This is a genomic window from Citrobacter sp. RHBSTW-00017 (genome assembly GCF_013797615.1).
Classification (GTDB): Bacteria; Pseudomonadota; Gammaproteobacteria; order Enterobacterales; family Enterobacteriaceae; genus Citrobacter; species Citrobacter braakii.
This window is the reverse complement of record NZ_CP056899.1, coordinates 3,389,993-3,414,469: the sequence shown is the minus strand read 5'-3', so window position 1 is coordinate 3,414,469 and position 24,477 is coordinate 3,389,993. Positions and strand designations below refer to the sequence as shown.

21 protein-coding genes and 1 pseudogene are annotated in these 24,477 nt (G+C 53.0%); 12 read left to right on the top strand and 10 right to left on the bottom strand.

The genetic code is table 11. The features are described from left to right. Window positions 1–32: 32 nt before the first annotated feature. Window positions 33–1,184 carry an IS30-like element IS30 family transposase gene (locus HV037_RS16590; RefSeq protein WP_001254932.1) on the top strand — a complete coding sequence of 384 codons (1,152 nt, stop codon included), beginning with the start codon at window positions 33–35 and terminating at the stop codon, window positions 1,182–1,184. On the opposite strand, the gene HV037_RS16585 is transcribed toward HV037_RS16590, so the two are convergent. The 3 genes from HV037_RS16585 to HV037_RS16575 form a co-directional block, all read right to left on the bottom strand. Then, a complete protein-coding gene (locus HV037_RS16585) occupies window positions 1,135–3,300 on the bottom strand; it encodes a prepilin-type N-terminal cleavage/methylation domain-containing protein (protein ID WP_103283648.1) in 2,166 nt (721 codons plus the stop codon). The two genes, HV037_RS16590 and HV037_RS16585, sit on opposite strands and share 50 nt — an antisense overlap. 75 nt (window positions 3,301–3,375) lie before the next feature. After that, window positions 3,376–4,119: a type IV pilus major pilin gene (locus HV037_RS16580; protein WP_103283649.1), complete on the bottom strand. Its 744-nt coding sequence runs from the start codon at window positions 4,117–4,119 to the stop codon at window positions 3,376–3,378. A 562-nt stretch (window positions 4,120–4,681) separates the two neighbouring features. Beyond that, the gene (locus tag HV037_RS16575) at window positions 4,682–5,965 is read right to left on the bottom strand and encodes a putative acyl-CoA thioester hydrolase (protein WP_103284451.1); all 1,284 of its coding nucleotides are present in this window, start codon (window positions 5,963–5,965) and stop codon (window positions 4,682–4,684) included. Window positions 5,966–6,188: 223 nt separating this feature from the next. On the opposite strand from HV037_RS16575, the gene hutI reads away from it, so the two are divergent. The 5 genes from hutI to hutH all read left to right on the top strand — a co-directional run bounded on the left by hutI (window position 6,189) and on the right by hutH (window position 12,490). Continuing rightward, a complete protein-coding gene (hutI, locus tag HV037_RS16570) occupies window positions 6,189–7,412 on the top strand; it encodes an imidazolonepropionase (protein ID WP_103283650.1) in 1,224 nt (407 codons plus the stop codon). Continuing rightward, the gene (gene hutG / locus HV037_RS16565; protein ID WP_103283651.1) at window positions 7,409–8,350 is read left to right on the top strand and encodes a formimidoylglutamase; all 942 of its coding nucleotides are present in this window, start codon (window positions 7,409–7,411) and stop codon (window positions 8,348–8,350) included. The genes hutI and hutG overlap by 4 nt, the downstream gene beginning before the upstream one ends. 87 nt (window positions 8,351–8,437) lie before the next feature. After that, entirely contained in the window at window positions 8,438–9,157 is a 720-nt protein-coding gene (locus tag HV037_RS16560; protein ID WP_016152334.1) for a histidine utilization repressor, read from the top strand. Between the two features lie 125 nt (window positions 9,158–9,282). Further along, window positions 9,283–10,968, top strand: a complete 1,686-nt coding sequence (gene hutU / locus HV037_RS16555) for a urocanate hydratase (protein ID WP_016156041.1) — start codon at window positions 9,283–9,285, stop codon at window positions 10,966–10,968. 1 nt (window position 10,969) lies between these two features. Beyond that, window positions 10,970–12,490 carry a histidine ammonia-lyase gene (gene hutH / locus HV037_RS16550; protein WP_016156042.1) on the top strand — a complete coding sequence of 507 codons (1,521 nt, stop codon included), beginning with the start codon at window positions 10,970–10,972 and terminating at the stop codon, window positions 12,488–12,490. A 56-nt stretch (window positions 12,491–12,546) separates the two neighbouring features. On the opposite strand, the gene HV037_RS16545 is transcribed toward hutH, so the two are convergent. From HV037_RS16545 to bioA, 6 genes and pseudogenes are all read right to left on the bottom strand, one after another. After that, complete coding sequence (locus HV037_RS16545) at window positions 12,547–13,023, bottom strand: kinase inhibitor (RefSeq protein ID WP_016156043.1); 477 nt, start codon at window positions 13,021–13,023, stop codon at window positions 12,547–12,549. Between the two features lie 99 nt (window positions 13,024–13,122). Continuing rightward, window positions 13,123–13,271, bottom strand: a pseudogene (locus tag HV037_RS24660) (phage tail protein); the annotation flags it as partial. Continuing rightward, on the bottom strand, window positions 13,243–13,503 hold the full coding sequence (locus HV037_RS16540; protein ID WP_016156044.1) for a hypothetical protein: 261 nt from the start codon (window positions 13,501–13,503) through the stop codon (window positions 13,243–13,245). The pseudogene HV037_RS24660 and the gene HV037_RS16540, both read right to left, overlap by 29 nt. A 171-nt stretch (window positions 13,504–13,674) precedes the next feature. After that, entirely contained in the window at window positions 13,675–14,109 is a 435-nt protein-coding gene (locus tag HV037_RS16535; RefSeq protein WP_016156045.1) for a hypothetical protein, read from the bottom strand. A 154-nt stretch (window positions 14,110–14,263) separates the two neighbouring features. Next, window positions 14,264–14,419, bottom strand: a complete 156-nt coding sequence (locus tag HV037_RS16530; RefSeq protein WP_155553748.1) for a hypothetical protein — start codon at window positions 14,417–14,419, stop codon at window positions 14,264–14,266. A 48-nt stretch (window positions 14,420–14,467) separates the two neighbouring features. Then, window positions 14,468–15,757, bottom strand: a complete 1,290-nt coding sequence (gene bioA, locus HV037_RS16525) for an adenosylmethionine--8-amino-7-oxononanoate transaminase (RefSeq protein ID WP_088583128.1) — start codon at window positions 15,755–15,757, stop codon at window positions 14,468–14,470. A gap of 76 nt (window positions 15,758–15,833) precedes the next feature. On the opposite strand from bioA, the gene bioB reads away from it, so the two are divergent. The 4 genes from bioB to bioD are packed head-to-tail and all read left to right on the top strand — an operon-like array spanning window position 15,834 to window position 19,458. Further along, window positions 15,834–16,874 (top strand): biotin synthase BioB, encoded by a 1,041-nt coding sequence (gene bioB / locus HV037_RS16520; protein ID WP_029139462.1) that lies wholly within the window; start codon window positions 15,834–15,836, stop codon window positions 16,872–16,874. After that, the gene (bioF, locus tag HV037_RS16515; protein WP_016156048.1) at window positions 16,871–18,028 is read left to right on the top strand and encodes an 8-amino-7-oxononanoate synthase; all 1,158 of its coding nucleotides are present in this window, start codon (window positions 16,871–16,873) and stop codon (window positions 18,026–18,028) included. The genes bioB and bioF overlap by 4 nt, the downstream gene beginning before the upstream one ends. Continuing rightward, on the top strand, window positions 18,012–18,767 hold the full coding sequence (bioC, locus tag HV037_RS16510; RefSeq protein WP_016156049.1) for a malonyl-ACP O-methyltransferase BioC: 756 nt from the start codon (window positions 18,012–18,014) through the stop codon (window positions 18,765–18,767). Before bioF ends, bioC begins: the two co-directional genes overlap by 17 nt. Further along, window positions 18,760–19,458: a dethiobiotin synthase gene (bioD, locus tag HV037_RS16505; RefSeq protein ID WP_016156050.1), complete on the top strand. Its 699-nt coding sequence runs from the start codon at window positions 18,760–18,762 to the stop codon at window positions 19,456–19,458. Before bioC ends, bioD begins: the two co-directional genes overlap by 8 nt. On the opposite strand, the gene HV037_RS16500 is transcribed toward bioD, so the two are convergent. Further along, window positions 19,424–20,146: an ATP-binding cassette domain-containing protein gene (locus HV037_RS16500; RefSeq protein ID WP_103283652.1), complete on the bottom strand. Its 723-nt coding sequence runs from the start codon at window positions 20,144–20,146 to the stop codon at window positions 19,424–19,426. The two genes, bioD and HV037_RS16500, sit on opposite strands and share 35 nt — an antisense overlap. A 770-nt stretch (window positions 20,147–20,916) precedes the next feature. Between HV037_RS16500 and uvrB the strand changes: the two genes are divergently transcribed. Continuing rightward, window positions 20,917–22,938 carry an excinuclease ABC subunit UvrB gene (gene uvrB / locus HV037_RS16495; RefSeq protein WP_016152344.1) on the top strand — a complete coding sequence of 674 codons (2,022 nt, stop codon included), beginning with the start codon at window positions 20,917–20,919 and terminating at the stop codon, window positions 22,936–22,938. Window positions 22,939–23,254: 316 nt separating this feature from the next. After that, entirely contained in the window at window positions 23,255–24,466 is a 1,212-nt protein-coding gene (locus HV037_RS16490) for an aminotransferase class I/II-fold pyridoxal phosphate-dependent enzyme (protein WP_103283653.1), read from the top strand. Window positions 24,467–24,477: the final 11 nt, after the last annotated feature.

Genomic DNA, 24,477 nt, shown 5'->3' with positions numbered 1-24,477 from the left:
TGTGAAAACATGGGGTTGCGGAGGTTTTTTGAATGAGACGAACATTTACAGCAGAGGAAAAAGCCTCTGTTTTTGAACTATGGAAGAACGGAACAGGCTTCAGTGAAATAGCGAATATCCTGGGTTCAAAACCCGGAACGATCTTCACTATGTTAAGGGATACTGGCGGCATAAAACCCCATGAGCGTAAGCGGGCTGTAGCTCACCTGACACTGTCTGAGCGCGAGGAGATACGAGCTGGTTTGTCAGCCAAAATGAGCATTCGTGCGATAGCTACTGCGCTGAATCGCAGTCCTTCGACGATCTCACGTGAAGTTCAGCGTAATCGGGGCAGACGCTATTACAAAGCTGTTGATGCTAATAACCGAGCCAACAGAATGGCGAAAAGGCCAAAACCGTGCTTACTGGATCAAAATTTACCATTGCGAAAGCTTGTTCTGGAAAAGCTGGAGATGAAATGGTCTCCAGAGCAAATATCAGGATGGTTAAGGCGAACAAAACCACGTCAAAAAACGCTGCGAATATCACCTGAGACAATTTATAAAACGCTGTACTTTCGTAGCCGTGAAGCGCTACACCACCTGAATATACAGCATCTGCGACGGTCGCATAGCCTTCGCCATGGCAGGCGTCATACCCGCAAAGGCGAAAGAGGTACGATTAACATAGTGAACGGAACACCAATTCACGAACGTTCCCGAAATATCGATAACAGACGCTCTCTGGGGCATTGGGAGGGCGATTTAGTCTCAGGTACAAAAAACTCTCATATAGCCACACTTGTAGACCGAAAATCACGTTATACGATCATCCTTAGACTCAGGGGCAAAGATTCTGTCTCAGTAAATCAGGCTCTTACCGACAAATTCCTGAGTTTACCGTCAGAACTCAGAAAATCACTGACATGGGACAGAGGAATGGAACTGGCCAGACATCTAGAATTTACTGTCAGCACCGGCGTTAAAGTTTACTTCTGCGATCCTCAGAGTCCTTGGCAGCGGGGAACAAATGAGAACACAAATGGGCTAATTCGGCAGTACTTTCCTAAAAAGACATGTCTTGCCCAATATACTCAACATGAACTAGATCTGGTTGCTGCTCAGCTAAACAACAGACCGAGAAAGACACTGAAGTTCAAAACACCGAAAGAGATAATTGAAAGGGGTGTTGCATTGACAGATTGAATCTACAACCGTCTTCTTTATAAAACTTAAGATCGTTATCTTCCGCAACAAGAGAATGGAGCACATACTTATTCGGCATCGCCGTCTTCCAGGCGTAACCTTCGGATGAAATCATTCCCCCTTGCGGGATCGTGCTGCACCACTGGTTAATCACCACTGAAAGAGACTGCGGATTCATTTTATTGATACCATCACCATCGGGATTAATCATTGCTGAGGTGGCACTGATTAACCAGAAGGGGGCGGGGTCGTCCCTGGTACCTGCACCTTTGAACCAGTCTTCCGCGATCCAGTCCTCAAAGGTTCCGTTTTTGTCCCTTTTCACCGGATCGTTGGCAGAGGCTGCTGTATCTTTGTTAACCACTATATTGGCCTGGATCGCAACACCCGCTACCGCCCCCACTTTGTTGCGGGTTTTAACGGTATTCAAACGCGTTGCCCCCTGCTGGGTGTAGTCAGTATAACCAGTGTCTGTTTCAGCATTCTCATCTGCCGCGACCGATGATATGGCGACCGACAGGCGGGGATAGAGGCTTCGCAGCGTGGTGTTACCGTCTTTATCGATACCGGTTACTTTAGGACACGTTTGCAACGGTAAACGAATCACGCCAGGCTCACTTAAGAGACCATCGTAATTTGTACTATCATTTGCGGCTGTATAAATAGCATCAGCCCCTGTCGGACCTTTACCCTGCGGGTAATCGTTTTTAAATGACTGATAAAAAGTGGTGGTGGGCGTCACCAGCTCATACTGACCACTGAAGGCATCAGAAAATACACGTGTGGTATCATCATTATTCTGCTGACCATCCTTAAGCGCGTTTGCCTCTACTTGATCGTAAGCCACATGCCATTTTTCCGGATGCTTGCGCGAGGTATTTTCCATCACGATATTGGCGTACAGCGTGCCGGTGGTGCCTTTGAGTGAACTCGGCGAAGCAGCTTCCGCCTCGCTACCGTCTGTTTTATCCGCGCTGGTACGCAGATGCAGAATGCGATCGTCCGGGTTATCCGTGCCAGGATTGACTCCGTTGCTATTCATTGCCGCCAGGCACAGCGTGCTCTTGTTTTGCTCTCTGCTCCAGCACATCGCCGGTTCGTTTTTATCTTTGCCCGTTGCATCGCTGCTGGTAATCAGCAGGCGGTCTTCATCAATCGCCGTAATACACGGTCCGGCTTCGTCTTTGGCATCGTTCCAGCATAGTTTGGCCGTTGGAACGGAACCATCGGCTGCAATATCTTCACTGCTTTTGTCTAAGCTTAAGCGAATGCCGTAACGTTTATTCGCATTGAGCCTGTCCATATGATTGGGAACGTCCCCCATCTGCAGCGGCTGGCCTGAGGCCGAGGTTACCAGTTTAAAATTACCGTTACCCTCGATTTCAAACACCACCGCCTGCAGATAGCTGAGATCGACGCCTTTCAGCGCTTTTTCCAGCGGCTTAATAAATCCGGCAAAATGGAGGCCTTCGTTCTCGGCATCTGTCTGGTAGGTGATGTAGAAGTCGACACGTTCAATACCTGGCCCGCTGGTGCCGGCTTGCCGAATGTTGTTGACGAAGTCCACGCGTTCCAGCATCAGCTCCAGCGATTCGGCGCCAGGGCGCAGTTCACACGGCAGCATAGACTCCGCAAGGGCGAAGGGCAGTTTCCCTTTCGGGTTATTGCCATTTTTACATTCACTACCCAGAAACAGATAGCGAGAACCTCGAGTGGGCGATACCTGGGCTTGTGTTGACACACCAACAGACCAGCCGGAATAAAATTTGTCTGTATCCGTATTAGGATAAGGTTGATCCTGTAAGGTTTTATTAGATACGCGATTATCATAATTCGCGACGGTGACGTTAGTATTTTTCGTCCCGAATAGTGGGTTGGCTTCTTCACCGCCCCCCAGAACATTCAGTTTATTTTGCGCAATAAAGCGCATTACGCCAGAAATATCACGGACGATCATATCAGCGACAATAAGCTGGTGACTTTGCTGGGCTTCTTTTCGTTTATAATTTGCATAAGTCATCAGACACATGCCGATAATGGCAAGCACAATAATCATTTCAAGAAGGGTAACACCTGCCTGCGGGCGAACGTTTTTTTTGAGGTATTTGTACGACATTTTTCCGTCCGTGGGATAAATATTGCCCCCATTATGGGGGCAATTTATCAGATTATCAGAAAATAACGTTATAAATTAACGGCTGCCGAGAATTACCGCGTTAGCAGAACCCTGGTCAGTACAGACAGTCGACCCAGTGATGATATCCGGAGTCAAAGTATCTTTTTTCAGCGTCTTAACGATTGATCCAGAAGGATCTACGCCCATCACCAGTGTTGGTACAGCAACCGCTGGTGAAATCGCAGGAGCAACAAGATAACTGGTATTCGCTCCAGCAGCAACGACCTGAGTCTCTACATAATCCCACTCGCTACCCGTCTGAGAAATAAGATTACGACATTCTTCCTGACTTAAGCCATTAACAGCAATATAGAAACCTTTTGGTTTATCCGCTGTTGCACCAATGCCTGCAGGACCAATTTCAAATGGTTCATTGGAGAAGTTATTAAAAGCCTCACTGCTGGTCAGTTTACCCATCTTCAACATGGTCAGAACTGGTCCAGGGTATGAAGGACTGGTCGCTGCTTTATCTGCATCCAGTTGAGCTTTAGTGATGCCTGCCAGGCTTGTAGAACCTGGATAACCGTTCGCATCACGATATACTTCAGTCATTGCTACGCGGATAGTGTTGCTATTATCAACAACATCGGTCATGTCCTGAGAAGCAAACGCACGCTGTGCCAAAATTACCACGCCCGCAGCAATAATACCGATAATGCCCAGAACGATAATAATTTCAAGTAGCGTCACGCCTTTCTGTTTTTTCAGCTCACGATACTGAGCCGCCTTTTTTTTCCATGAATGAATCATGCTTTTCATATCCATAAATCCTTAGATATTAGTTGCTGTAAAAATTAACCCTGCACTCACTGTGCCAAAATATTATATGCGGCATTTTTCGTAAAGCACCAGAAGCTAAAGGTTGTGACGGGATAATTAGGAAAAAAGGTGACTGGTCAGATGAGTTGTTTTTTGAATCATTTTCCCATTTATGTATTTTATATATAACAAATATCATAAGGTTTTTTTTTTGAGTTATTTTTAGATTACGTTACGGTAATTTTCCTTTTCCGGAGAGTGATATATATTGATGGGGTTAATATATTAAAATTAATATGGATTGGCTTTTATCTATTTTGGGTTAAAAATTGAGTTTAGCGGCAGAATGATATTTATCAAGTTAATCGTTTCTGTAACTTACTTATGTATGCGCCTGGGCTTGCCTTCATACAACTCGAATTATTTTGGCTATAAATAGATTGATTCACGCGATCGATTTCAAACCTGCGTTGGTGAAAATATGACCTGTGTGAAGAAAAGACGTTGAAAGCGGTGAAGGGGGCTGGCGGGAGTGTTCCCGCCAGCGGTTTGATGGCTGTGATTACTGCTTCGGTTCGGCAATCACTTTGCTACCGATACCGCGGTTGTTGTATTCCCACATTCGGTTGAAGTTGGTGTCGTTCAGGTTGCGCTGGATTTCACCTTTGTCATCTTCTGCACCGGTATTACCGGCAAAAGGACGCTTCGAGATAACGCTGTCAGCCCATGGTTTTGCCATGTTAAAGCCTTCGTTGATCACGCTGTCGCGGATAACGACCTGACCGTTAGTGTTTGAATCGACATCCAGCGAGCGGCCCAACTGTGCCACGCCATCACCACTCGCCGTGAAGCGGCTATTTGTGGCGAGGAAGCCGTAGTAGATGTTTGACAGCGTCGCTGGTGCAAACACATAGGCTTCCTGCTGCGTACGGGAGTTCACAACGCGGAAATCGGTGTTATCGAACACCACGGCGCCGCGACCGGAAACAATATCCACATCGCCTTCAATGTAGCTGTTGGTTACCAAAGTACGCGGTTGACGATCGTTTTCCAGACGGTTTTGTACGCCGCTGTTAGTCACGAAAAACGTATTCTGGCGACCGAGGATGTTGACCTTATTGATCTGAACTTTATCGCCATCGGTACGTAGCGCAACGGCCGGGTGATTACCCGCATCAACGCTGTCACCCAGATTGTTTTCGATGGTCAGGTTCTGCAATTGCAGACCATTATTTTGCGACCAGACGACGGCAGAACACATCACGCCAATATTTGTGCCGCGCTTGTTCTGGCAATTATCAAACATATACCACGCCGGTTTACCCGGCATATATTTACCGCCCGGGTTCACCGTACGACGCCAGTCTGCGGTGCTCATGTCACCATCAATAGCCTGGCCAATTTTTACATCCAGCGGTTTTTCGCCCATGCCGTACAGCGTCAGACTTCCCGTTGCTGCCGGGATATATACCGTGCCCTGATACTCGCCCGGCATAATCGCGATGTACTGACGTTTGTTAGTACGCTTGATGATTGCCGCATCAACCGCAGCCTGAATGCTGGTATGGGTGACGCCCTGAGTCCCAGCCGGGCCAACCACGAAGTCAGGCTGTGCAGGCAGAGAAATAGCAGAAGGGCTCCACGGCGCGGTGTTTGGCGTCAGCGCGGAAAAATAGTGCGCAGCAACGAAGTTTTTCGCTTCATTGGCCGACAAGATCGGGCGCGAAGAGGTACCTGGCGCGGTCTGATCGGAAGGAATTTGATCGGGCGGCGTAGAGCTACAGGCGGTCAGCGTCACGCCAAAAGCCATTGCCAGCGCCAGACGGGAAACTGATGATATGTTCACAGGTTGCTCCGGGCTTTGAAAGTTATCCATTGAAGCCTGCTTTTTTATACTAAGTTGAGCGAAACGGGAAGGTTAAAAGGTAAAAAGTTGTTTTTATCGCCGTAATGCCCGGCGCGGAGAGTCCTTATATCACAAATACATAACAATTACGGTCCTTCAGGTTGACAACATCCGTATAATCAAAAATAAATGTCTATACAACCTATGACAAGTGGTGAGTCGAATGCAGCAATTCTTCCCTGATGATGTTATCTGGCGCAATGTTCGTCTGGCGACCATGGATCCCGAACGTAACACCCCGTATGGGCTAGTGGAGGGGCATGCGCTGATCGTCCGCGAGGGGAAGATTCGCGATATCGTCCCGGAGTCATCGCTCTATCTCACACATGACAATACCTTTGATATGCAGGGCAGGCTAATTACACCTGGCCTGATTGACTGTCATACGCATCTGGTCTTTGGTGGAAACCGCGCAGGTGAATGGGAGCAGCGGCTAAACGGTGTCTCCTACCAGCAGATAAGCGCCCAGGGTGGGGGTATCAATGCCACGGTATCAGCGACCCGCAGCGCCAGTGATGAACAACTCTTACATCTAGCGCATCAGCGTATGGAACAGCTGATCAAAGAAGGCGTTACGTTGCTGGAAATAAAATCCGGTTACGGCCTGGATTTGCAGACAGAAGAGAAAATATTGCGCGTGGCAGCGGCGCTGGCGGCGGAGAATATCATTGAAATAAGCCCCACGCTGTTGGCTGCCCATGCGACTCCAGCAGAATATCGGGATGATCCTGACGGCTATATTACGCTGGTGTGCGAGACCATTTTGCCGCAGCTGTGGGAACAAGGGCTGTTCGAGACCGTCGATCTGTTTTGTGAAAGCGTGGGTTTTTCGTTGGCGCAGAGCGAGCGAGTGTTTCAGGCCGCGCAGGCGTTGGGCATCCCGATTAAAGGCCATGTTGAACAGCTGTCATTGCTGGGTGGCGCACAGCTGGTAAGCCGCTACCACGGGTTATCCGCCGATCATATTGAATATCTCGATGAAGCGGGCGTGGCGGCGATGAGCCAAAGCGGTACGGTCGGCGTGCTGCTGCCCGGCGCATTCTATTTCCTTAAAGAGCAACAGCGTCCGCCGGTGGCGTTGCTGCGTCAGTATCAGGTACCGATGGCGGTGGCGACAGATTTTAACCCGGGTACCAGCCCGTTTATCAGCCTGCACTGGGCGATGAATATGGCCTGCGTTCAGTTTGGCTTAACGCCGGAAGAAGCATGGGCGGGCGTCACCCGTCATGCGGCCCGGGCGCTGGGACGCCATGCCACTCATGGTCAATTGAAGGCCGGGTTTGTGGCCGATTTTGTGGTGTGGGATGCAACTCTCCCGGTCGAGATCCTGTATGAACCGGGGCGTAACCCGATCTACCAACGCGTATTCAAAGGACAAATAGTATGACTCACTGGCAACCTGTTTCACCTGCGCTGTGGCAGGGACGTGATGACCGCGCCGAATCGCCGAATGCGCTGCGCCTGTTTCAGACTATCACGCTGAGCCCGACATTTAGCCCAGAAATGTATCGCGAGAAGATAGCGCTGCTTGGATTTGCCTGCGACGAAGGCGTGAAACGTAATCAGGGCCGGACGGGAGCCGCCGGAGCGCCTGATGTGCTGCGCAAGGCGCTGGCGAATTTAGCCAGCCACGATGGGCATCATCGGCTGGTGGATCTGGGAAATATTGTGGCCCAGGCCCCCGATCTTGAGGGCGCGCAGCAGGCGCTACGCAATGCGGTGCAGCGCTGTCAGCAGGAGAATATGCGTACCTTCGTTCTGGGGGGAGGACACGAAACTGCATTTGCGCACGGCGCAGGCGTGCTGGATGCGTTCCCACAGGCGAAAGTGGGGATCGTCAACTTCGATGCGCATCTCGATTTGCGCCATGCCGATCAGGCTACTTCCGGTACACCGTTTCGCCAACTGGCGCAGCTTTGCGATGAACAGCAGCGTGAATTTCACTATGCCTGTATCGGCGTCAGTCGGGCGGCAAACACCCAGGCGCTATGGGATGAGGCGCAACGGCTCGGTGTGACCGTGGTGGAAGAGCTGTACTGTGCAACGGCGCAGGCGCAGTTAGCGCAGTTTGTCGCCAACCTGGATGTTATCTATCTGACTATCGATCTCGACGTGCTGCCGGTGTGGGAAATGCCCGGCGTGTCGGCACCCGCTGCGCTGGGCGTACCGTTGGCGACGCTGCTGAATCTGATTGAACCCCTGTGTCGTAGCGGTAAACTGCAGGCGGTGGATATGGTTGAATTTAATCCACGCTTTGACGATGATGGCAGAGCGGCGCGCGTTGCGGCGCGATTAGGTTGGCAAATCGCGCACTGGTGGCACTGATATACCTGATGGCGTTGCGCTTATCAGGTTCGGGTAATGTCTGTAAACTGTACCCACTCACATTCTCAGCTTAAGGAAGGCTTACGCATGCTCCCATCCCGTTCTGCTCCGGCACCTTTTTACGAAAAGGTCAAACAGGAGATCAGCGAAAAGATTGCCAGCGGTATCTGGCAACCTCACGATCGCATTCCCTCTGAGGCGGAGCTGGTGGCGCAGTATGGTTTCAGCCGCATGACCATCAACCGGGCGCTGCGTGAGTTAACGGATGAAGGGTTACTGGTTCGTTTGCAGGGCGTAGGGACGTTTGTCGCCGAGCCGAAGGGCCAGTCTGCGCTGTTTGAAATTCGCAGCATCGCGGATGAAATCAACGCCCGTCAGCATCAGCACCGCTGCGAGGTGATCACGCTGGAACGAACCCAGGCAAGCGCGCAGCAGGCTTTGGTGTTAAACGTCAAAGAAGGCACCTCCATTTTTCACTCTGTCATGGTGCACTACGAGAACGAACTGCCGGTGCAGATTGAAGATCGCTGCGTGAATGCCGAAATTGTGCCAGCGTATCTGGCGCAGGATTACAGCCAGACTACGCCGCACGCTTATCTGTCGCTGATAGCCCCTTTAACGGAAGGCGAGCATATTGTTGAAGCGGTCCGCGCCAGTGCCGAAGAGTGCGCGCTGCTGAATATCAAAGAACACGATCCCTGTCTGCTGATCCGCCGTAAAACCTGGTCTGCGTCATCCATTGTCTCTCATGCCCGTTTGCTCTTCCCGGGTTCCCGCTATCGCCTGCAAGGGCGGTTTATGTCCTGAAAAGCGTGATTGCTGCCGCAGTATAATAAAATTGTATCTTTTTTGTTAAAAGTACGCTTGCGACAGCTTGTATAGACAAGTATATGTTACTTATCTGTCCGATCGTTCGCGAGGAGTGCTCTACCATGTCTCATAGCAAGTACCGTCAGCAGGATATTCGTGCCCCACGCGGCACCACTTTAACGGCCAAAAGCTGGCTGACCGAAGCGCCGCTGCGCATGTTAATGAACAACCTGGATCCCGATGTGGCGGAAAATCCGCATGAGCTGGTGGTATACGGCGGGATTGGTCGCGCCGCGCGGGACTGGGAATGTTATGACGCCATCGTCAACGCGCTGACCAAACTGGAGACCGATGAGACCCTGCTGGTCCAGTCCGGTAAACCGGTTGGCGTTTTCAAAACCCATGACAATGCGCCGCGCGTACTGATTGCCAACTCCAACCTGGTGCCACATTGGGCTACCTGGGAACACTTCAACGAGCTGGACGCCAAAGGGCTGGCGATGTATGGCCAGATGACCGCCGGGAGCTGGATCTACATCGGCAGCCAGGGCATCGTGCAGGGGACTTATGAAACCTTCGTTGAGGCCGGGCGTCAGCATTATCAGGGTAACCTGAGCGGACGCTGGGTGCTGACCGCCGGGCTGGGCGGCATGGGTGGGGCGCAACCGTTAGCCGCAACGCTGGCAGGTGCTTGCTCGCTGAATATTGAATGCCAGCAAAGCCGGATCGATTTCCGTCTGCGTACCCGCTACGTGGATGAGCAGGCGACATCGCTTGACGACGCGCTGGCGCGTATCGAAAAGTACACCCGTGAGGGTAAAGCGGTCTCCATTGCGCTATGCGCTAACGCCGCCGACGTTGTGCCGGAACTGGTGAGGCGCGGTGTGCGCCCGGATATGGTCACTGACCAGACCAGCGCCCACGATCCGCTGCATGGTTATCTGCCGTCCGGCTGGAGCTGGGAAGCGTATCAGGAGAAAGCGGTGTCCGATCCGCAGGGCACGGTACAGGCGGCGAAACGCTCAATGGCAACGCACGTCGAGGCAATGCTGGCGTTCAGCAAAATGGGCGTGCCGACGTTTGATTACGGCAACAACATTCGCCAGATGGCCAAAGAGATGGGCGTGGAAAACGCCTTTGATTTTCCCGGTTTCGTCCCTGCTTATATTCGCCCCCTGTTCTGCCGCGGCATTGGCCCATTCCGTTGGGTGGCGCTTTCCGGCGATCCGCAGGATATTTATAAAACGGATGCCAAAGTGAAAGAGATCGTGGCTGACGATAAACATCTGCACCACTGGCTGGATATGGCGCGTGAGCGGATTAACTTCCAGGGATTACCGGCGCGTATCTGCTGGGTCGGTCTGGAATGGCGTCAAAAACTGGGGCTGGCGTTTAATGAAATGGTGCGCAGCGGCGAAGTGTCTGCGCCGATTGTTATTGGCCGTGACCATCTGGATTCCGGCTCCGTCGCCAGCCCGAACCGCGAAACCGAAGCCATGCGCGACGGTTCTGATGCAGTATCCGACTGGCCGCTGCTGAACGCGCTGCTTAACACCGCCAGCGGTGCAACCTGGGTGTCACTGCATCACGGTGGCGGGGTAGGAATGGGCTTCTCCCAGCATGCCGGGATGGTGATTGTTTGCGATGGCACTGATGAAGCCGCAGCGCGTATCGCCCGGGTATTACATAACGATCCGGCTACCGGGGTGATGCGCCACGCCGACGCCGGGTATGACATTGCGGTGGAATGCGCCGTCGAAGAAGGGCTGAATTTGCCGATGGTCGCGGCGACGCAGGAGAAACGCTGATATGAACACCATGACATTAACGCCGGGTCATCTGAGCTTTGCGCAACTACGCGACATCTGGCAGCAGCCGGTCAAACTGAGCCTGGATGCCGGGGCGATTGATGCTATCAACGCAAGCGTCGCCTGCGTCAATAATATTGTCGCTGAAGGCCGTACGGCGTATGGCATTAATACCGGCTTTGGCCTGCTGGCTCAGACCCGTATCGCCACGGAAGATTTGCAGAATTTACAGCGTTCGCTGGTGCTTTCCCATGCGGCAGGCGTTGGTGAGGCGCTCGATGACGCGATGGTTCGCCTGATTATGGTGCTGAAAATCAACAGCCTGGCGCGGGGTTTTTCGGGTATTCGTCTCAGCGTGATTGAAGCGCTGATTGCGCTGGTGAATGCCGAGGTGTATCCGCTGATCCCGGCGAAAGGGTCAGTGGGCGCATCGGGCGACCTGGCACCGCTGGCGCATATGTCTCTGACGCTGCTGGGCGAAGGTAAAGCGCGCTGGCAGGGGGAATGGCTTCCGGCGACCGAAGCGCTGAAAAAGGCCGGGCTGGAGCCGATTACGCTGGAGGCGAAAGAAGGGCTGGCGCTGCTCAACGGTACCCAGGCTTCCACAGCCTTTGCGCTGCGCGGGTTAATTGAAGCCCAGGAGCTGTTCGCGTCTGCGACGGTGTGTGGGGCGCTGACCACCGAAGCCGTTTTAGGCTCTCGTCGTCCGTTTGATGCCCGTATTCATGCCGCACGAGGACAGCGTGGGCAGATTGATGCCGCAACGCTGTACCGCCACGTGTTGACCGACACCAGCGCGCTTTCCCAGTCGCATCATAACTGTGAAAAAGTGCAGGATCCGTATTCTTTGCGCTGTCAGCCGCAGGTGATGGGGGCGTGCCTGACGCAAATGCGTCAGGTAATGGAGGTCTTGCTGGTAGAAGCCAACGCGGTTTCCGACAACCCGCTGGTGTTTGCCGAAGAGGGCGATGTCATTTCCGGCGGCAACTTCCATGCTGAACCGGTGGCGATGGCGGCAGATAATCTGGCGCTGGCGATTGCGGAAATCGGGGCGTTATCAGAGCGACGCATTGCGCTGATGATGGACAAACATATGTCGCAGTTGCCGCCGTTCCTGGTGAAAAACGGCGGGGTGAACTCCGGCTTTATGATTGCTCAGGTAACCGCGGCCGCGCTGGCGAGCGAGAACAAAGCGCTGGCGCATCCGCACAGCGTGGACAGCTTGCCGACCTCCGCCAACCAGGAAGATCATGTGTCTATGGCGCCGGCAGCGGGCCGCAGGTTGTGGGAGATGGCGGCGAATACGCGCGGCGTGATTGCCGTGGAGTGGCTGGCGGCGTGTCAGGGGATTGACCTGCGTGAAGGGTTAACCTCAAGCCCGCTGCTGGAGCAGGCGCGCCAGGCTCTGCGCGAGCAGGTTGCCCACTATACGCAGGATCGCTTTTTTGCTCCGGATATTGAATGTGCAACCGAACTGTTAGCCCAGGGGACGTTGTTGAAATTGTTGCCTGAATTTCTGTAGAGAAGCCTTGTTTAGTAGGCCGGATGCGGCGAAACCGACATCCGGCACAACACAGCTTAACTGAACATTGCCGTAATCGAGGCGCTGGCGAGCGAGTGGAAGTGAACGTTAAAGCCAACCATCGCGCCGCTGGCGTCCTCATCAACATCAATACGCTCCACATCCAGCGCGTGAACCGTAAAGATATAGCGATGGGTTTCCCCCTTCGGCGGCGCAGCACCGCCATAACCTGCTTTCCCAAAATCCGTACGGGTCTGAATCACCCCATCCGGCAGCGCAACCAGCCCGGAGCCGAAGCCTTGCGTGAGTACGCGGGTATCTGCTGGCAGATTTACCACCACCCAGTGCCACCAGCCGGAGCCGGTTGGCGCATCAGGATCGTAGCAGGTCACGACAAAGCTTTTAGTCCCTGCGGGCACGTCATCCCACGCCAGATGCGGGGAAATATTATCCCCGTCATATCCCATGCCGTTAAAGACGTGGCGATGCGCAAGCTTTTCGCCATCGCGCAGATCGTTACTGATTAGTTTCATGCTGACTCCTCTCGTTAGCCAAAAAGTGTAGCCAGGAACCGTATGTAGCGTGGCGAAATATTCTGGACTGTTTTGCGTTCAATCAAGGGGGGCAAATCCGGTCTCGTGCAAACCAAGGTATGTGAGAATGTCGGCAATAGCGTTCTTGCTGATAATGTCACGACCAACAGAAGTTAAATCAGCCAGCGCTGCCTTATCCTCTCCGGGAAGTCGGGTACTTTATTCGCACTGGTGACCAGTCCAGCCAGTTCGGCATCGAGTAAACTCCAGATACTCCTTCTCGGCGGTGTCAGGGAAAATCTGGCGAATAATCCAGCCCTGATAGGCGTAGAGACCGTCCGCCACGCCTGATACAGCATTAGCCCGGACGGCGTAGTCGCTGTCGCTGCTGGTGTCGACGTTCTCATCGGGTAGCGCGTTCTGAATATCGCGTAACTGGCGGTCGGTACTTTCCGCAACGGTCGGGACGGGAAATGTCATTAAATAATCCTTACTGGGTGCCGGAACGTGTGCGGGGTGCCGGTGCTGTCGGTTAAACCCACTGCATGAGCGGTTATTGTGTGGTGTTGAGTATTCAGGGAGCGGCTGCGGCACGAAAAATCAAAGGGAAGCGGAGGAAAGGACCCGGCCATATTGACCGGGTTAATTATCTTACTTAACCTGACGGGCGTTGTCTGCTTTCCATTCCTCATATGTTGCTTCGAGGAACCACAAGCAGCGAGCGCCCTTATCAGTGCTTAACAACGCAGGACGTGTCCGCTGATAAAAATCCTCAACGGTTGCTGGAGCTTCAACAGGCACTCCGCAGACAATATCAGTCCCGATCATGTGCGGCCATTTTCCCGCGTCAATGACGCTGAGCGCATCAAGAGCGCCGGTTGTATTTGCTGTTAGGGCAGCAGATAAAGCATCTTCCAGTTTAATGGCCTGCTTAACATCTGCCGCAGCCGCGAGTTCTGGCGTTTTATTCAGCCACGCTTGATCGCCCGCAGCCACGCCTTTCAGCGCATCGGGCCAGTTCACTTCGCCAGCTGCTGAAGTGGCCACAATAAACGGAAGTAGTAGCAATAATGCGAGCCGTTTCATCGTACAACCTCAAGCGGGCCGTCTTCACGTCCATGAACATCGACGGAACCTTTGATATCAGCGCCGCCGTCATCTTTGAGCCATAAATAAGCTGGAATAGCCATTTTCTTAAAACTCCATTTAAGGAAAATCTCATAAAATCCTTTCACTTTAATCACTTACGTGACAAATTCACGCTATCGCTTACTAAAACACCCGTCAATTTTTGCTCAGCATCGACATAAAACGATTTGCAATTTCTTTGATGCAAATAAAAAAAGGCCGGAATAATCCGGCCTTCATGTCTAAATATTGTTACTTCATCAGTCATCGAATAATCCGGGCTGTTTCACTTTTCCACGTCCGGACCGGGCGCTGATTACTCGCTAAAAAATGTTGCACTGCGCACAGCCTCGTTTACGGCCTGGGTCAGACGACGCAACTGATCGGGCTGAATAATGTACGGCGGCATCAGATAGATCAGTTTGCCAAACGGTCGTACCCACACGCCCTGTTCAACAAAGAACTTCTGTAACGCCGCCATATTCACCGGATGCGTGGTTTCGATCACGCCGATGGCGCCGAGTACGCGCACGTCGGCTACCCAACTGGAGTCTGCCGCCGGGGCGAGTTCTGTCCGCAGTTGCGCTTCAATAGTCGCTACCTGTGAGCGCCACTCGCCGGTTTCGAGTAACGACAGGCTGGCGGAGGCGACGGCGCAGGCCAGCGGATTACCCATAAAGGTTGGACCGTGCATGAAGCATCCGGCTTCACCGTTGCTGATGGTTTCCGCGACCTGACGCGTGGTCAGGGTGGCGGAAAGGGTCATCGTTCCGCCGGTTAACGCTTTGCCGAGGCACAAAATGTCCGGAGTTATGTTGGCGTGTTCACAGGCAAAAAGCTTGCCTGTACGACCAAATCCGGTGGCGATTTCATCGGCAATCAGCAGGATACCTTCACGGTCGCACATCTTACGGATGCGCTTTAACCATTCGGGATGATACATGCGCATGCCACCAGCGCCCTGCACAATCGGCTCAAGGATCACCGCCGCAATCTCGTGGCGATGCGCGGCCATCAGGCGGGCAAAAGGCACCATATCCAGTTCGTCCCACTCGCCGTCCATGCGGCTTTGCGGGGCGGGCGCAAACAGGTTCTCCGGCAGATAACCCTTCCACAGACTGTGCATCGAGTTGTCGGGATCGCAGACCGACATCGCGCCGAAGGTATCGCCGTGATAACCGTTTCGAAATGTCAGGAAACGCTGACGGGATTCGCCTTTGGCTTGCCAGTATTGCAGCGCCATTTTCATTGCTACTTCTACGGCGACCGAACCTGAATCCGCGAGAAAAACGCACTCCAGCGCCTCTGGCGTCATCGCCACCAACTGGCGGCACAGCGCAATGGCCGGGGCATGGGTAATGCCGCCAAACATCACATGTGACATGGCATCAATCTGCGTTTTCATCGCGGCGTTCAGCTGTGGGTGATTGTAACCGTGGATCGCCGCCCACCAGGACGACATGCCGTCTATCAGCCTCTCACCGCTGGCTAAAATCAGTTCGCAACCTTCGGCACGCGCCACCGGATAAACCGGTAACGGGGAGGTCATGGAGGTGTAAGGGTGCCAGATATGGCGTTGGTCAAACGCAAGATCGTCCGTTGTCATAATCGACTTGTAAACCAAATTAAAAAGATTTAGGTTTACGAGTCTACACCAAACTCATAACGAAACGTATACCAATATGGCTCATTCTTCTCGCTGGACAATGTCGCAAGTCACCGAATTATTTGAAAAACCGCTGTTGGATCTGCTGTTTGAAGCGCAGCAGGTTCACCGTCAGCACTTCGATCCGCGGCAGGTTCAGGTCAGTACGCTGCTGTCGATTAAGACCGGTGCCTGCCCGGAAGACTGCAAATACTGCCCACAAAGCTCCCGCTATAAAACCGGTCTGGAAACGGAACGTTTGATGGAGGTTGAACAGGTACTGGACTCTGCGCGTAAAGCGAAACAGGCCGGTTCAACGCGGTTTTGCATGGGCGCGGCGTGGAAGAATCCACACGAACGCGACATGCCTTACCTGGAACAGATGGTTCAGGGCGTAAAAGAACTGGGGCTAGAAGCGTGTATGACGCTGGGTACGCTGAACGAAAATCAGGCCCAGCGGCTGGCCAATGCGGGTCTGGACTACTACAACCATAACCTCGACACCTCGCCGGAATTCTACGGCAATATCATCACAACCCGGTCGTACCAGGAGCGTCTGGATACGCTGGATAAAGTGCGTGAGGCGGGCATTAAAGTTTGCTCCGGCGGGATTGTGGGACTGGGGGAAACGGTGACCGACCGCGCGGGTCTGTTGCTGCAATTAGCGAATCTGCCAACGCCGCCAGAAAGCGTGCCGATCAACATGCTGGTGAAAGTGAAAGGCACGCCGCTTGCCGATAACGACGATGTGGATGCCTTTGATTTTATTCGTACTATCGCCGTGGCGCGGATCATGATGCCGACTTCATATGTCCGTCTTTCAGCCGGACGCGAGCAAATGAACGAACAAACCCAGGCGATGTGCTTTATGGCCGGGGCTAACTCGATTTTCTACGGCTGCAAACTGCTGACCACGCCGAATCCGAACGAAGATAAGGATTTGCTGTTGTTTCGCAAGCTGGGTCTCAATCCGCAGCAAACGGCGGTGCTGGCGGGCGATAACGAACAGCAGCAACGCCTGGAACAGGCGCTGCGTACCCCAGATACCGACGAATACTACAACGCGGCAACCGTATGACCTGGCAGCAAAAAATAGACGATGCGTTAACGGCGCGTCGTCGTGCTGATGCGTTGCGTCGGCGCTATGCGGTGACGCAGGGCGCCGGTCGCTGGCTGCAGGCCGACGGTCGCCAGTATCTGAACTTTTCCAGCAACGACTACCTTGGCTTAAGCCACCATCCGCATATTATCTGCGCGTGGCAGCAAGGCGCTGAGCGTTTTGGCGTCGGCAGCGGCGGCTCGGGTCATGTCAGCGGTTATTCCGTTGCTCATCAGGCGCTGGAAGATGAGCTGGCGCAATGGCTCGGCTATTCACGGGCGCTGTTGTTTATCTCCGGTTTTGCCGCTAATCAGGCGGTCATTGCCGCGCTGATGGGCAAAGAGGACCGGATTGTTGCTGACCGGCTCAGCCATGCCTCACTGCTGGAGGCTGCCAGCCTTAGCCCTGCCGTGCTACGTCGCTTTACCCATAACGATCCGCAACATCTGGAACGTCTGCTGACCACCCCCTGTCCGGGGCAACAACTCGTGGTCACTGAAGGTGTGTTCAGCATGGATGGCGATAGCGCACCGCTGGCGGAAATTCACGCGGTAGCAGAGCGGCATGGCGCGTGGTTGCTGGTGGATGATGCGCACGGGATTGGCGTCAGCGGAGAGGAAGGGCGCGGTTCGTGCTCCCGACAGCAGGTGAAACCCGAGCTGTTAGTGGTGACGTTTGGCAAAGGGTTTGGCGTCAGCGGCGCGGCAATCTTGTGCTCAGACAGCGTGGCCGATTATCTGCTGCAGTTTGCCCGTCATCTGATCTACAGCACCAGTATGCCTCCGGCCCAGGCCCAGGCCTTGCGCGCCGCGCTGGAGGTGATCCGCAGCCGCGAAGGCGATGAGCGCAGAGAAAAACTGGCGATGCTGATCCAGCGTTTTCGCGCAGGGGTGAATATGCCGGACTTAACGCTGGCGCAGTCAGACAGCGCCATTCAGCCGCTGATCGTGGGCGACAATCATAAAGCCTTGCAGCTGGCGGAGGCATTGCGTCAACAGGGATGCTGGGTGACGGCTATTCGCCCACCGACGGTGCCGGTTGGTACGGCCAGGCTGCGGCTCACGCTGACCCAGGCGCATGAAGTCCAGGATATCGATCGCTTACTGGAGGTGCTGCATGGCGCAGGTCAATAAGCAGGCGATTGCTGCCGCGTTTGGTCGCGCAGCTACTCACTATGAGCAACACGCGGAACTCCAGCGTCAGAGCGCCGATGCGTTACTGGCGCGACTCGATGGTCGGGCATTCTCTCAGGTTTTAGATGCGGGCTGCGGACCCGGGCGTATGAGCCGTTACTGGCGGGAGCAGGGGAGCGAGGTCTGCGCGCTGGATCTGTCGGCGCAAATGCTGACTGAAGCGCAGCGTCACGATGTCGCCCACCGCTATTTGCTGGCGGATATTGAAGCCATTCCGCAGGCTGCTGCTACTTTCGACCTGGCCTGGAGCAATCTGGCCGTACAGTGGTGCAGCGATCTGCGCGGCGCGTTACGCGAGCTTTACCGGGTGGTGCGTCCTGGCGGGACGGTGGCGTTTAGTACCCTGGCGCAGGGGTCAATGCCGGAACTTCGTCAGGCGTGGCGAGCGGTTGATGAGCGGGAGCACGCCAATCGTTTTTTGCCCGTGGAGCAACTGGAAAACGCCCTGCATGGGTGGGACGTTGAATACCAGTCTCATGCCGTCACGCTGTGGTTTGACGATGCGCTGAGCGCCATGCGCTCGCTGAAGGGCATTGGCGCGACGCATTTGCATGATGGCCGCGAGCCGCGCGTCCTCACCCGCTCACAGTTGCGCCAGCTACAGCTAGCCTGGCCCTGCCAGCAGGGGAAATATCCGCTGACCTATCATCTATTTTTGGGAGTGATTCAACGTGACTAACACTTTTTTTGTCACCGGGACGGATACTGAAGTGGGGAAAACTATCGCCAGCTGCGCGTTGCTGCAGGCGGCGGGGCAGAGGGGATTGCGAACCGTCGGCTATAAGCCAGTGGCGTCGGGCAGTGAAATGACGGTTGAAGGTCTGCGTAACAGCGATGCCCTGGCATTACAGCGCAACAGCGTTGTGACGGTGGACTATGCGGCTATCAACCCCTATACCTTCGCGGAACCTACCTCACCGCATATCATCAGCGCGGACGAAGGTCGCCCCATTCAGGCCTCTGTAATGTCTGCGGGTTTACGCGCGCTGGAACAACAGGCTGACTGGGTGCTGGTGGAAGGTGCCGGCGGGTGGTTTACGCCGCTTTCGCCAACGCTGAGTTTTGCTGACTGGGTAAAAACAGAGCAGTTGCCGGTTATTCTGGTGGTTGGCGTTAAGCTCGGCTGCATCAACCACGCTATGCTGACCGCACAGGCGGTGCAGCAGGCCGGACTGACGCTTGCCGGATGGGTCGCCAATGATGTGACGCCACCTGGCAAGCGTCATGCTGAATATATGGCAACGCTCAGGCGTGTGCTTGCGGCTCCGCTGCTGGGAGAAATTCCCTGGCTGGCAGAAGAGCCGGAGCGGGCATCGACAGGACGTTATATCGATCTTAGCGTTTTGTCTGTAGCGTCACCCAGTCGGTGATTAGCGGGTTGCTGAGCTGTGTTATTTGCCCCTGAGCCACGTTGCGCCCGCGGTGTAACAGGCAGTAGCAGTCAGCGACCCGACGAATAAACGGCAGGCTCTGCTCCGCGAGCATTATGGCGATGCCGAGCTCCTGGCTTAACCTTACCACCAGGTTCCCCAGCTTGTGGATATATGCCTGGCCACTTCCCCGCGTGGGCTCATCGAGGATCAGCAGGCGTGGGCGTGTGACCAGCGCGCTGGCGAGCGCAAGCTGGTGCTGATCATCTTCCGATAATGCCGCCCCTTTGGCCTGACGCAGTACGAACAACTGTGGAAACAGGCGGTAAATATCACTGCTGTTCATCGTTTCGCTTTCCTCAACCGCCTGGCGCGCAATATGCAGATTTTCCTCTACCGTCAATTGCGAAAAAATCCGTCTCTCTTGTGAAACGTAGTTAATGCCCAGCGCGATGCGATTTGCCGCCGGAATGGGACTCAGGTCGCGCGGCGGCGCGCCAGCCTGATGCCAGAACATGGTGCCGCTTTCGATCGGTAAATTGCCGATAATGCAATTGGTCAGCGTAGTCTTTCCCATTCCTGGAAGCCCCAGCACACCGGTACATTTACCGGGCAGCAGGTCGAGATCCACATCCCATAGGGAGTGTTGATTACCGTAATAATGATTCACTGCGCGAAGACTCAACATAGATTCCTCCAGCATGATGTTATCCGCCCCACGTACAGGTCGTCGGAAGAAAATTGCAATTCTCTTGCCAGAAGAGGGATTGGGGTCAAAAAACAGCAGGAGAGTGTGCCGCGCAGGCGGTAACGTCTGGCTGGCCGGAGGGCTGGCGTTGTTTTGTGCACATTGCCAGTGCCTGGCGGTGTCGTAATGGTGCAGGCAAGAAAATGATGAAAATGCGAGCAAGATCCCGGCCATTCCAGGCCGCTTCGTTAGCTGATAAATATCAAAAAATAGCGATAAATTTTTTTTATCCCTTCGGAAAAGGGAGTGAGGACGTTTTTGCCAGGCTACAGTCCATACGGGCTGGAGGCAGTTATCCACTATTCCTGTGGATAACCTTGTGTATTAGAGTTAGAAAACACAATGTAAGCGAGAGAAGACGCGGCCTGCGACTAAATTGATGCGAAAGACGGCTCGGGATAATAGTCATTAAATTACAGAATGTTAGATAAAATCAATGGCTGTCGCAGAAGTGTCATGCGTTGCCACAAAACTTTCATCGGGCGGCTTGACAAATGTTAAAAAAGTCATTGCTTTGGGGATAACACGTTTTTGCTGGTGTTTTATCTTGTCTGAGGCCAAATTTTAGCCTGCGGTCACGGTCATTCTGATGGCGTATCAGAAATATTCTGGTGCGTTACTGTTTTTTCATCCAGTATATTTTACTGGCAAAATATACGACTGCGAGTAAAATTACACACCTGCCCGCCCATTGCTTCAGGTAGCTGCTCATGAGTAAACCGTTCAAACTAAATTCCGCTTTTAAACCCTCTGGCGATCAGCCTGAGGCTATTCGCCGTCTGGAAGAAGGGCTGGAGGATGGTCTGGCGCATCAGACGCTGCTGGGGGTGACGGGCTCGGGGAAGACATTCACCATCGCTAACGTAATTGCGGACTTGCAGCGGCCTACCATGGTGCTGGCTCCCAATAAGACGCTGGCCGCGCAGCTGTACGGTGAGATGAAAGAGTTCTTCCCGGATAACGCGGTGGAGTATTTCGTCTCCTACTACGACTATTATCAGCCGGAAGCCTACGTTCCAAGTTCTGACACCTTCATCGAGAAGGATGCCTCGGTTAACGAACATATTGAGCAAATGCGTCTGTCGGCGACCAAAGCGCTGCTGGAACGTCGGGATGTCGTTGTCGTCGCGTCAGTTTCCGCTATCTATGGTTTGGGCGATCCGGATCTGTATCTGAAAATGATGCTGCACCTGACGGTGGGGATGATTATCGACCAGCGTGCGATCCTGCGTCGCCTGGCGGAACTGCAATATACCCGCAACGATCAGGCATTTCAGCGCGGAACCTTCCGCGTGCGTGGTGAAGTGATCGACATTTTCCCGGCTGAATCCGACGATATCGCGCTGCGCGTGGAATTGTTTGATGAAGAGGTCGAACGTTTATCGCTGTTTGACCCGCTTACCGGGCAGGTTGAATCCACGATTTCGCGCTACACCATCTATCCTAAAACGCACTACGTGACGCCGCGCGAACGTATCGTGCAGGCGATGGAAGAAATCAAAGTTGAGCTGGCAGAGCGGCGCAAGGTCCTGCTGGCAAATAACAAACTGCTGGAAGAACAACGGCTAAGTCAGCGTACGCAGTTCGATCTGGAAATGATGAATGAGCTGGGTTACTGCTCGGGGATTGAAAACTACTCCCGCTATCTGTCCGGGCGTGGCCCCGGCGAGCCGCCGCCGACGCTGTTTGATTACCTGCCTGCCGACGGCCTGCTGGTGGTGGATGAATCCCACGTCACTATCCCGCAAATTGGCGGTATGTATCGTGGTGACCGGGCGCGTAAAGAGACTCTGGTCGAATACGGATTCCGTCTGCCGTCGGCGCTGGATAACCGTCCGCTTAAATTTGAAGAGTTTGAAGCGCTGGCCCCGCAGACCATCTACGTCTCAGCGACGCCGGGCAACTATGAACTGGAGAAATCCGGTGATGACGTCGTCGATCAGGTAGTACGACCGACCGGCCTGCTGGATCCTATCATTGAGGTACGCCCGGTGGCGACGCAGGTTGACGATCTGCTGTCTGAGATCCGCATCCGTGCGGCGATTAACGAACGTGTGCTGGTCACTACGCTCACGAAACGGATGGCAGAGGATCTCACCGAATACCTCGAAGAGCACGGTGAGCGGGTGCGCTATCTGCACTCAGACATCGATACCGTGGAACGTATGGAAATCATTCGTGACCTGCGTCTGGGCGAGTTTGACGTGCTGGTGGGTATCAACCTGTTACGTGAGGGTCTGGACATGCCTGAGGTCTCACTGGTGGCGATTCTGGACGCAGACAAAGAAGGGTTCCTGCGTTCTGAACGTTCGCTTATTCAGACCATCGGTCGTGCGGCGCGTAATATCAACGGGAAGGCTATTCTCTACGGCGACAAAATTACCGCCTCAATGGCTAAGGCGATAGGTGAAACTGAACGCCGTCGTGAGAAACAGCAGCTCTACAACGAAGAACACGGTATTACGCCGCAGGGGCTGAACAAGAAAGTGGTCGATATTCTGGCGCTGGGTCAGAATATTGCGAAGACTAAGGCGAAAGGCAAAGGGAAGTCACGCGCAGGCGCGAAGTCTGAAATTGTCGAACTGGATATGACGCCAAAAGCGCTGCAGCAGAAGATTCATGAGCTGGAAGGGCAGATGATGCAGCATGCGCAGAATCTTGAATTTGAAGAGGCTGCGACAATCCGCGACCAGTTGCATCAGTTGCGCGAGTTGTTTATCGCGGCATCGTAAGATTGTTTCCACTTTCCAATTCGCCATCGCGTAAATGCCATGGCGATTGGAAAAATACAGAATGTATTATCACTTATAATTATATTATTCGTTTTTCTATTGCCATTTATTATTCTTAAAATTAATGCGCTCACTCTAATTGATTCTTTGCTGAATTGATTTTTGTTTTTCAGCTTTGTGAACCTCATCGTTTTATTCTTTACATTTCTGACGATTCTTTCAGCATTTTGGCAGCAAGCAAAAGGCTGTCATTGTTCCTTTTTTTTATAATTGTCCTGTTATAGAAATTTCCCTGACGAAAATATAAAGGAAAATTATGAAAGAGATAATATGCAATTACGCTGAGAATGATTATGCCGTTCAGGACGCCATGATATGTTCTGGAGTTGGTGAACAACACCAGAAAAATTATGGTGCAGTCAGCCCTCCGCTAGTAAAAACCAGTCTGTTTGTGCAGCCGAGCTATCAGCAATACTGTGATGATATGCAACACGAAGCTGAACGTTACATCTATTCCCGGGGGCTTAACCCAACAACGGAACTGTTAGAACATAAACTGGCAGCGTTGGAGCGTGGCGCGGCCTGCAAAGTTTTTGGATCGGGCATGGGCGCGATAAGTGCAACATTGTTTGGCCTGCTGAAAAGTGGCGACCATATTATTCTGGTGAATAATGTTTATGGTCCAACAGTTGCGCTGGTGAAGCAAATGCAACAACGCTTTGGTATTGACTATGACATTGTTCTCAGTGGCGATGTCGAGGATATTCGGCAGAAAATAAAGCCGAATACTCGCATGATATACACGGAATCCCCAGGAACAATGACCATGCGAGTTGTGGATCTGCAGATGATAGCAGGGTTGGCGAAAGAGAATAATATTATTACTGCCATTGATAATACATGGGCTACGCCACTCTTCCAAAAGCCATTGACTCTTGGTTTCGATTTAGTGCTCCACTCTTGTACTAAATATATCGGCGGTCACAGTGATTTAACGGCGGGTGCTGTAGTAGGCGCAAAAGTCTATCTTGATATTATTCGTGATTTTTCACATCAGCTTCTTGGCGCAGTGCTGGCCCCGGATAGTGCATGGCTAGTGATTCGCGGTTTACGAACGTTACCGCTGCGCATGAGACAACATCAGAATAATACCTATGCAATTCTTACTTTTCTCAATAGCAGAGCAGAGGTTGAGAATATCTGTCACCCCCTTATGGCAGATGCAAAACAACGTGAAATTGTTTCACAACAAATGTTTGGTACTTCTGGTCTCATTAGTTTTGAACTTAAAGATGGCAGTTTTGAAAAAGTTAAAGCCATCATTGATAGTTGTAGAATTTTCAAACCGGGGTGCAGTTGGGGGGGATATGAAAGCCTGATTATTTCTCCAAATCGCGGTTATAACCAGGATGTAATATGCAAAGATGGGATGGCGCCTGGTTTAATTAGGATTTCAATTGGACAGGAATCTCCAGAGGTGTTAATCGCGGACTTAGAGAATGCGTTTGATTCTATAAAAACATATTAATAGCGGGAAAA

Bases quoted from the DNA above. Each gene is read 5' to 3' on its own strand.
- bioF (WP_016156048.1), top strand. From the start codon at position 16,871: ATGACCTGGCAGCAAAAAATAGACGATGCGTTAACGGCGCGTCGTCGT.
- HV037_RS16540 (WP_016156044.1), bottom strand. From the start codon at position 13,503: ATGACATTTCCCGTCCCGACCGTTGCGGAAAGTACCGACCGCCAGTTA.
- bioC (WP_016156049.1), top strand. From the start codon at position 18,012: ATGGCGCAGGTCAATAAGCAGGCGATTGCTGCCGCGTTTGGTCGCGCA.
- HV037_RS16590 (WP_001254932.1), top strand. From the start codon at position 33: ATGAGACGAACATTTACAGCAGAGGAAAAAGCCTCTGTTTTTGAACTA.
- HV037_RS16585 (WP_103283648.1), bottom strand. From the start codon at position 3,300: ATGTCGTACAAATACCTCAAAAAAAACGTTCGCCCGCAGGCAGGTGTT.
- hutG (WP_103283651.1), top strand. From the start codon at position 7,409: ATGACTCACTGGCAACCTGTTTCACCTGCGCTGTGGCAGGGACGTGAT.
- bioB (WP_029139462.1), top strand. From the start codon at position 15,834: ATGGCTCATTCTTCTCGCTGGACAATGTCGCAAGTCACCGAATTATTT.
- HV037_RS16530 (WP_155553748.1), bottom strand. From the start codon at position 14,419: ATGACTGATGAAGTAACAATATTTAGACATGAAGGCCGGATTATTCCG.
- HV037_RS16560 (WP_016152334.1), top strand. From the start codon at position 8,438: ATGCTCCCATCCCGTTCTGCTCCGGCACCTTTTTACGAAAAGGTCAAA.
- uvrB (WP_016152344.1), top strand. From the start codon at position 20,917: ATGAGTAAACCGTTCAAACTAAATTCCGCTTTTAAACCCTCTGGCGAT.
- HV037_RS16500 (WP_103283652.1), bottom strand. From the start codon at position 20,146: ATGTTGAGTCTTCGCGCAGTGAATCATTATTACGGTAATCAACACTCC.
- hutU (WP_016156041.1), top strand. From the start codon at position 9,283: ATGTCTCATAGCAAGTACCGTCAGCAGGATATTCGTGCCCCACGCGGC.
- HV037_RS16490 (WP_103283653.1), top strand. From the start codon at position 23,255: ATGAAAGAGATAATATGCAATTACGCTGAGAATGATTATGCCGTTCAG.
- hutH (WP_016156042.1), top strand. From the start codon at position 10,970: ATGAACACCATGACATTAACGCCGGGTCATCTGAGCTTTGCGCAACTA.
- HV037_RS16545 (WP_016156043.1), bottom strand. From the start codon at position 13,023: ATGAAACTAATCAGTAACGATCTGCGCGATGGCGAAAAGCTTGCGCAT.
- bioA (WP_088583128.1), bottom strand. From the start codon at position 15,757: ATGACAACGGACGATCTTGCGTTTGACCAACGCCATATCTGGCACCCT.
- HV037_RS16535 (WP_016156045.1), bottom strand. From the start codon at position 14,109: ATGAAACGGCTCGCATTATTGCTACTACTTCCGTTTATTGTGGCCACT.
- hutI (WP_103283650.1), top strand. From the start codon at position 6,189: ATGCAGCAATTCTTCCCTGATGATGTTATCTGGCGCAATGTTCGTCTG.
- HV037_RS16580 (WP_103283649.1), bottom strand. From the start codon at position 4,119: ATGAAAAGCATGATTCATTCATGGAAAAAAAAGGCGGCTCAGTATCGT.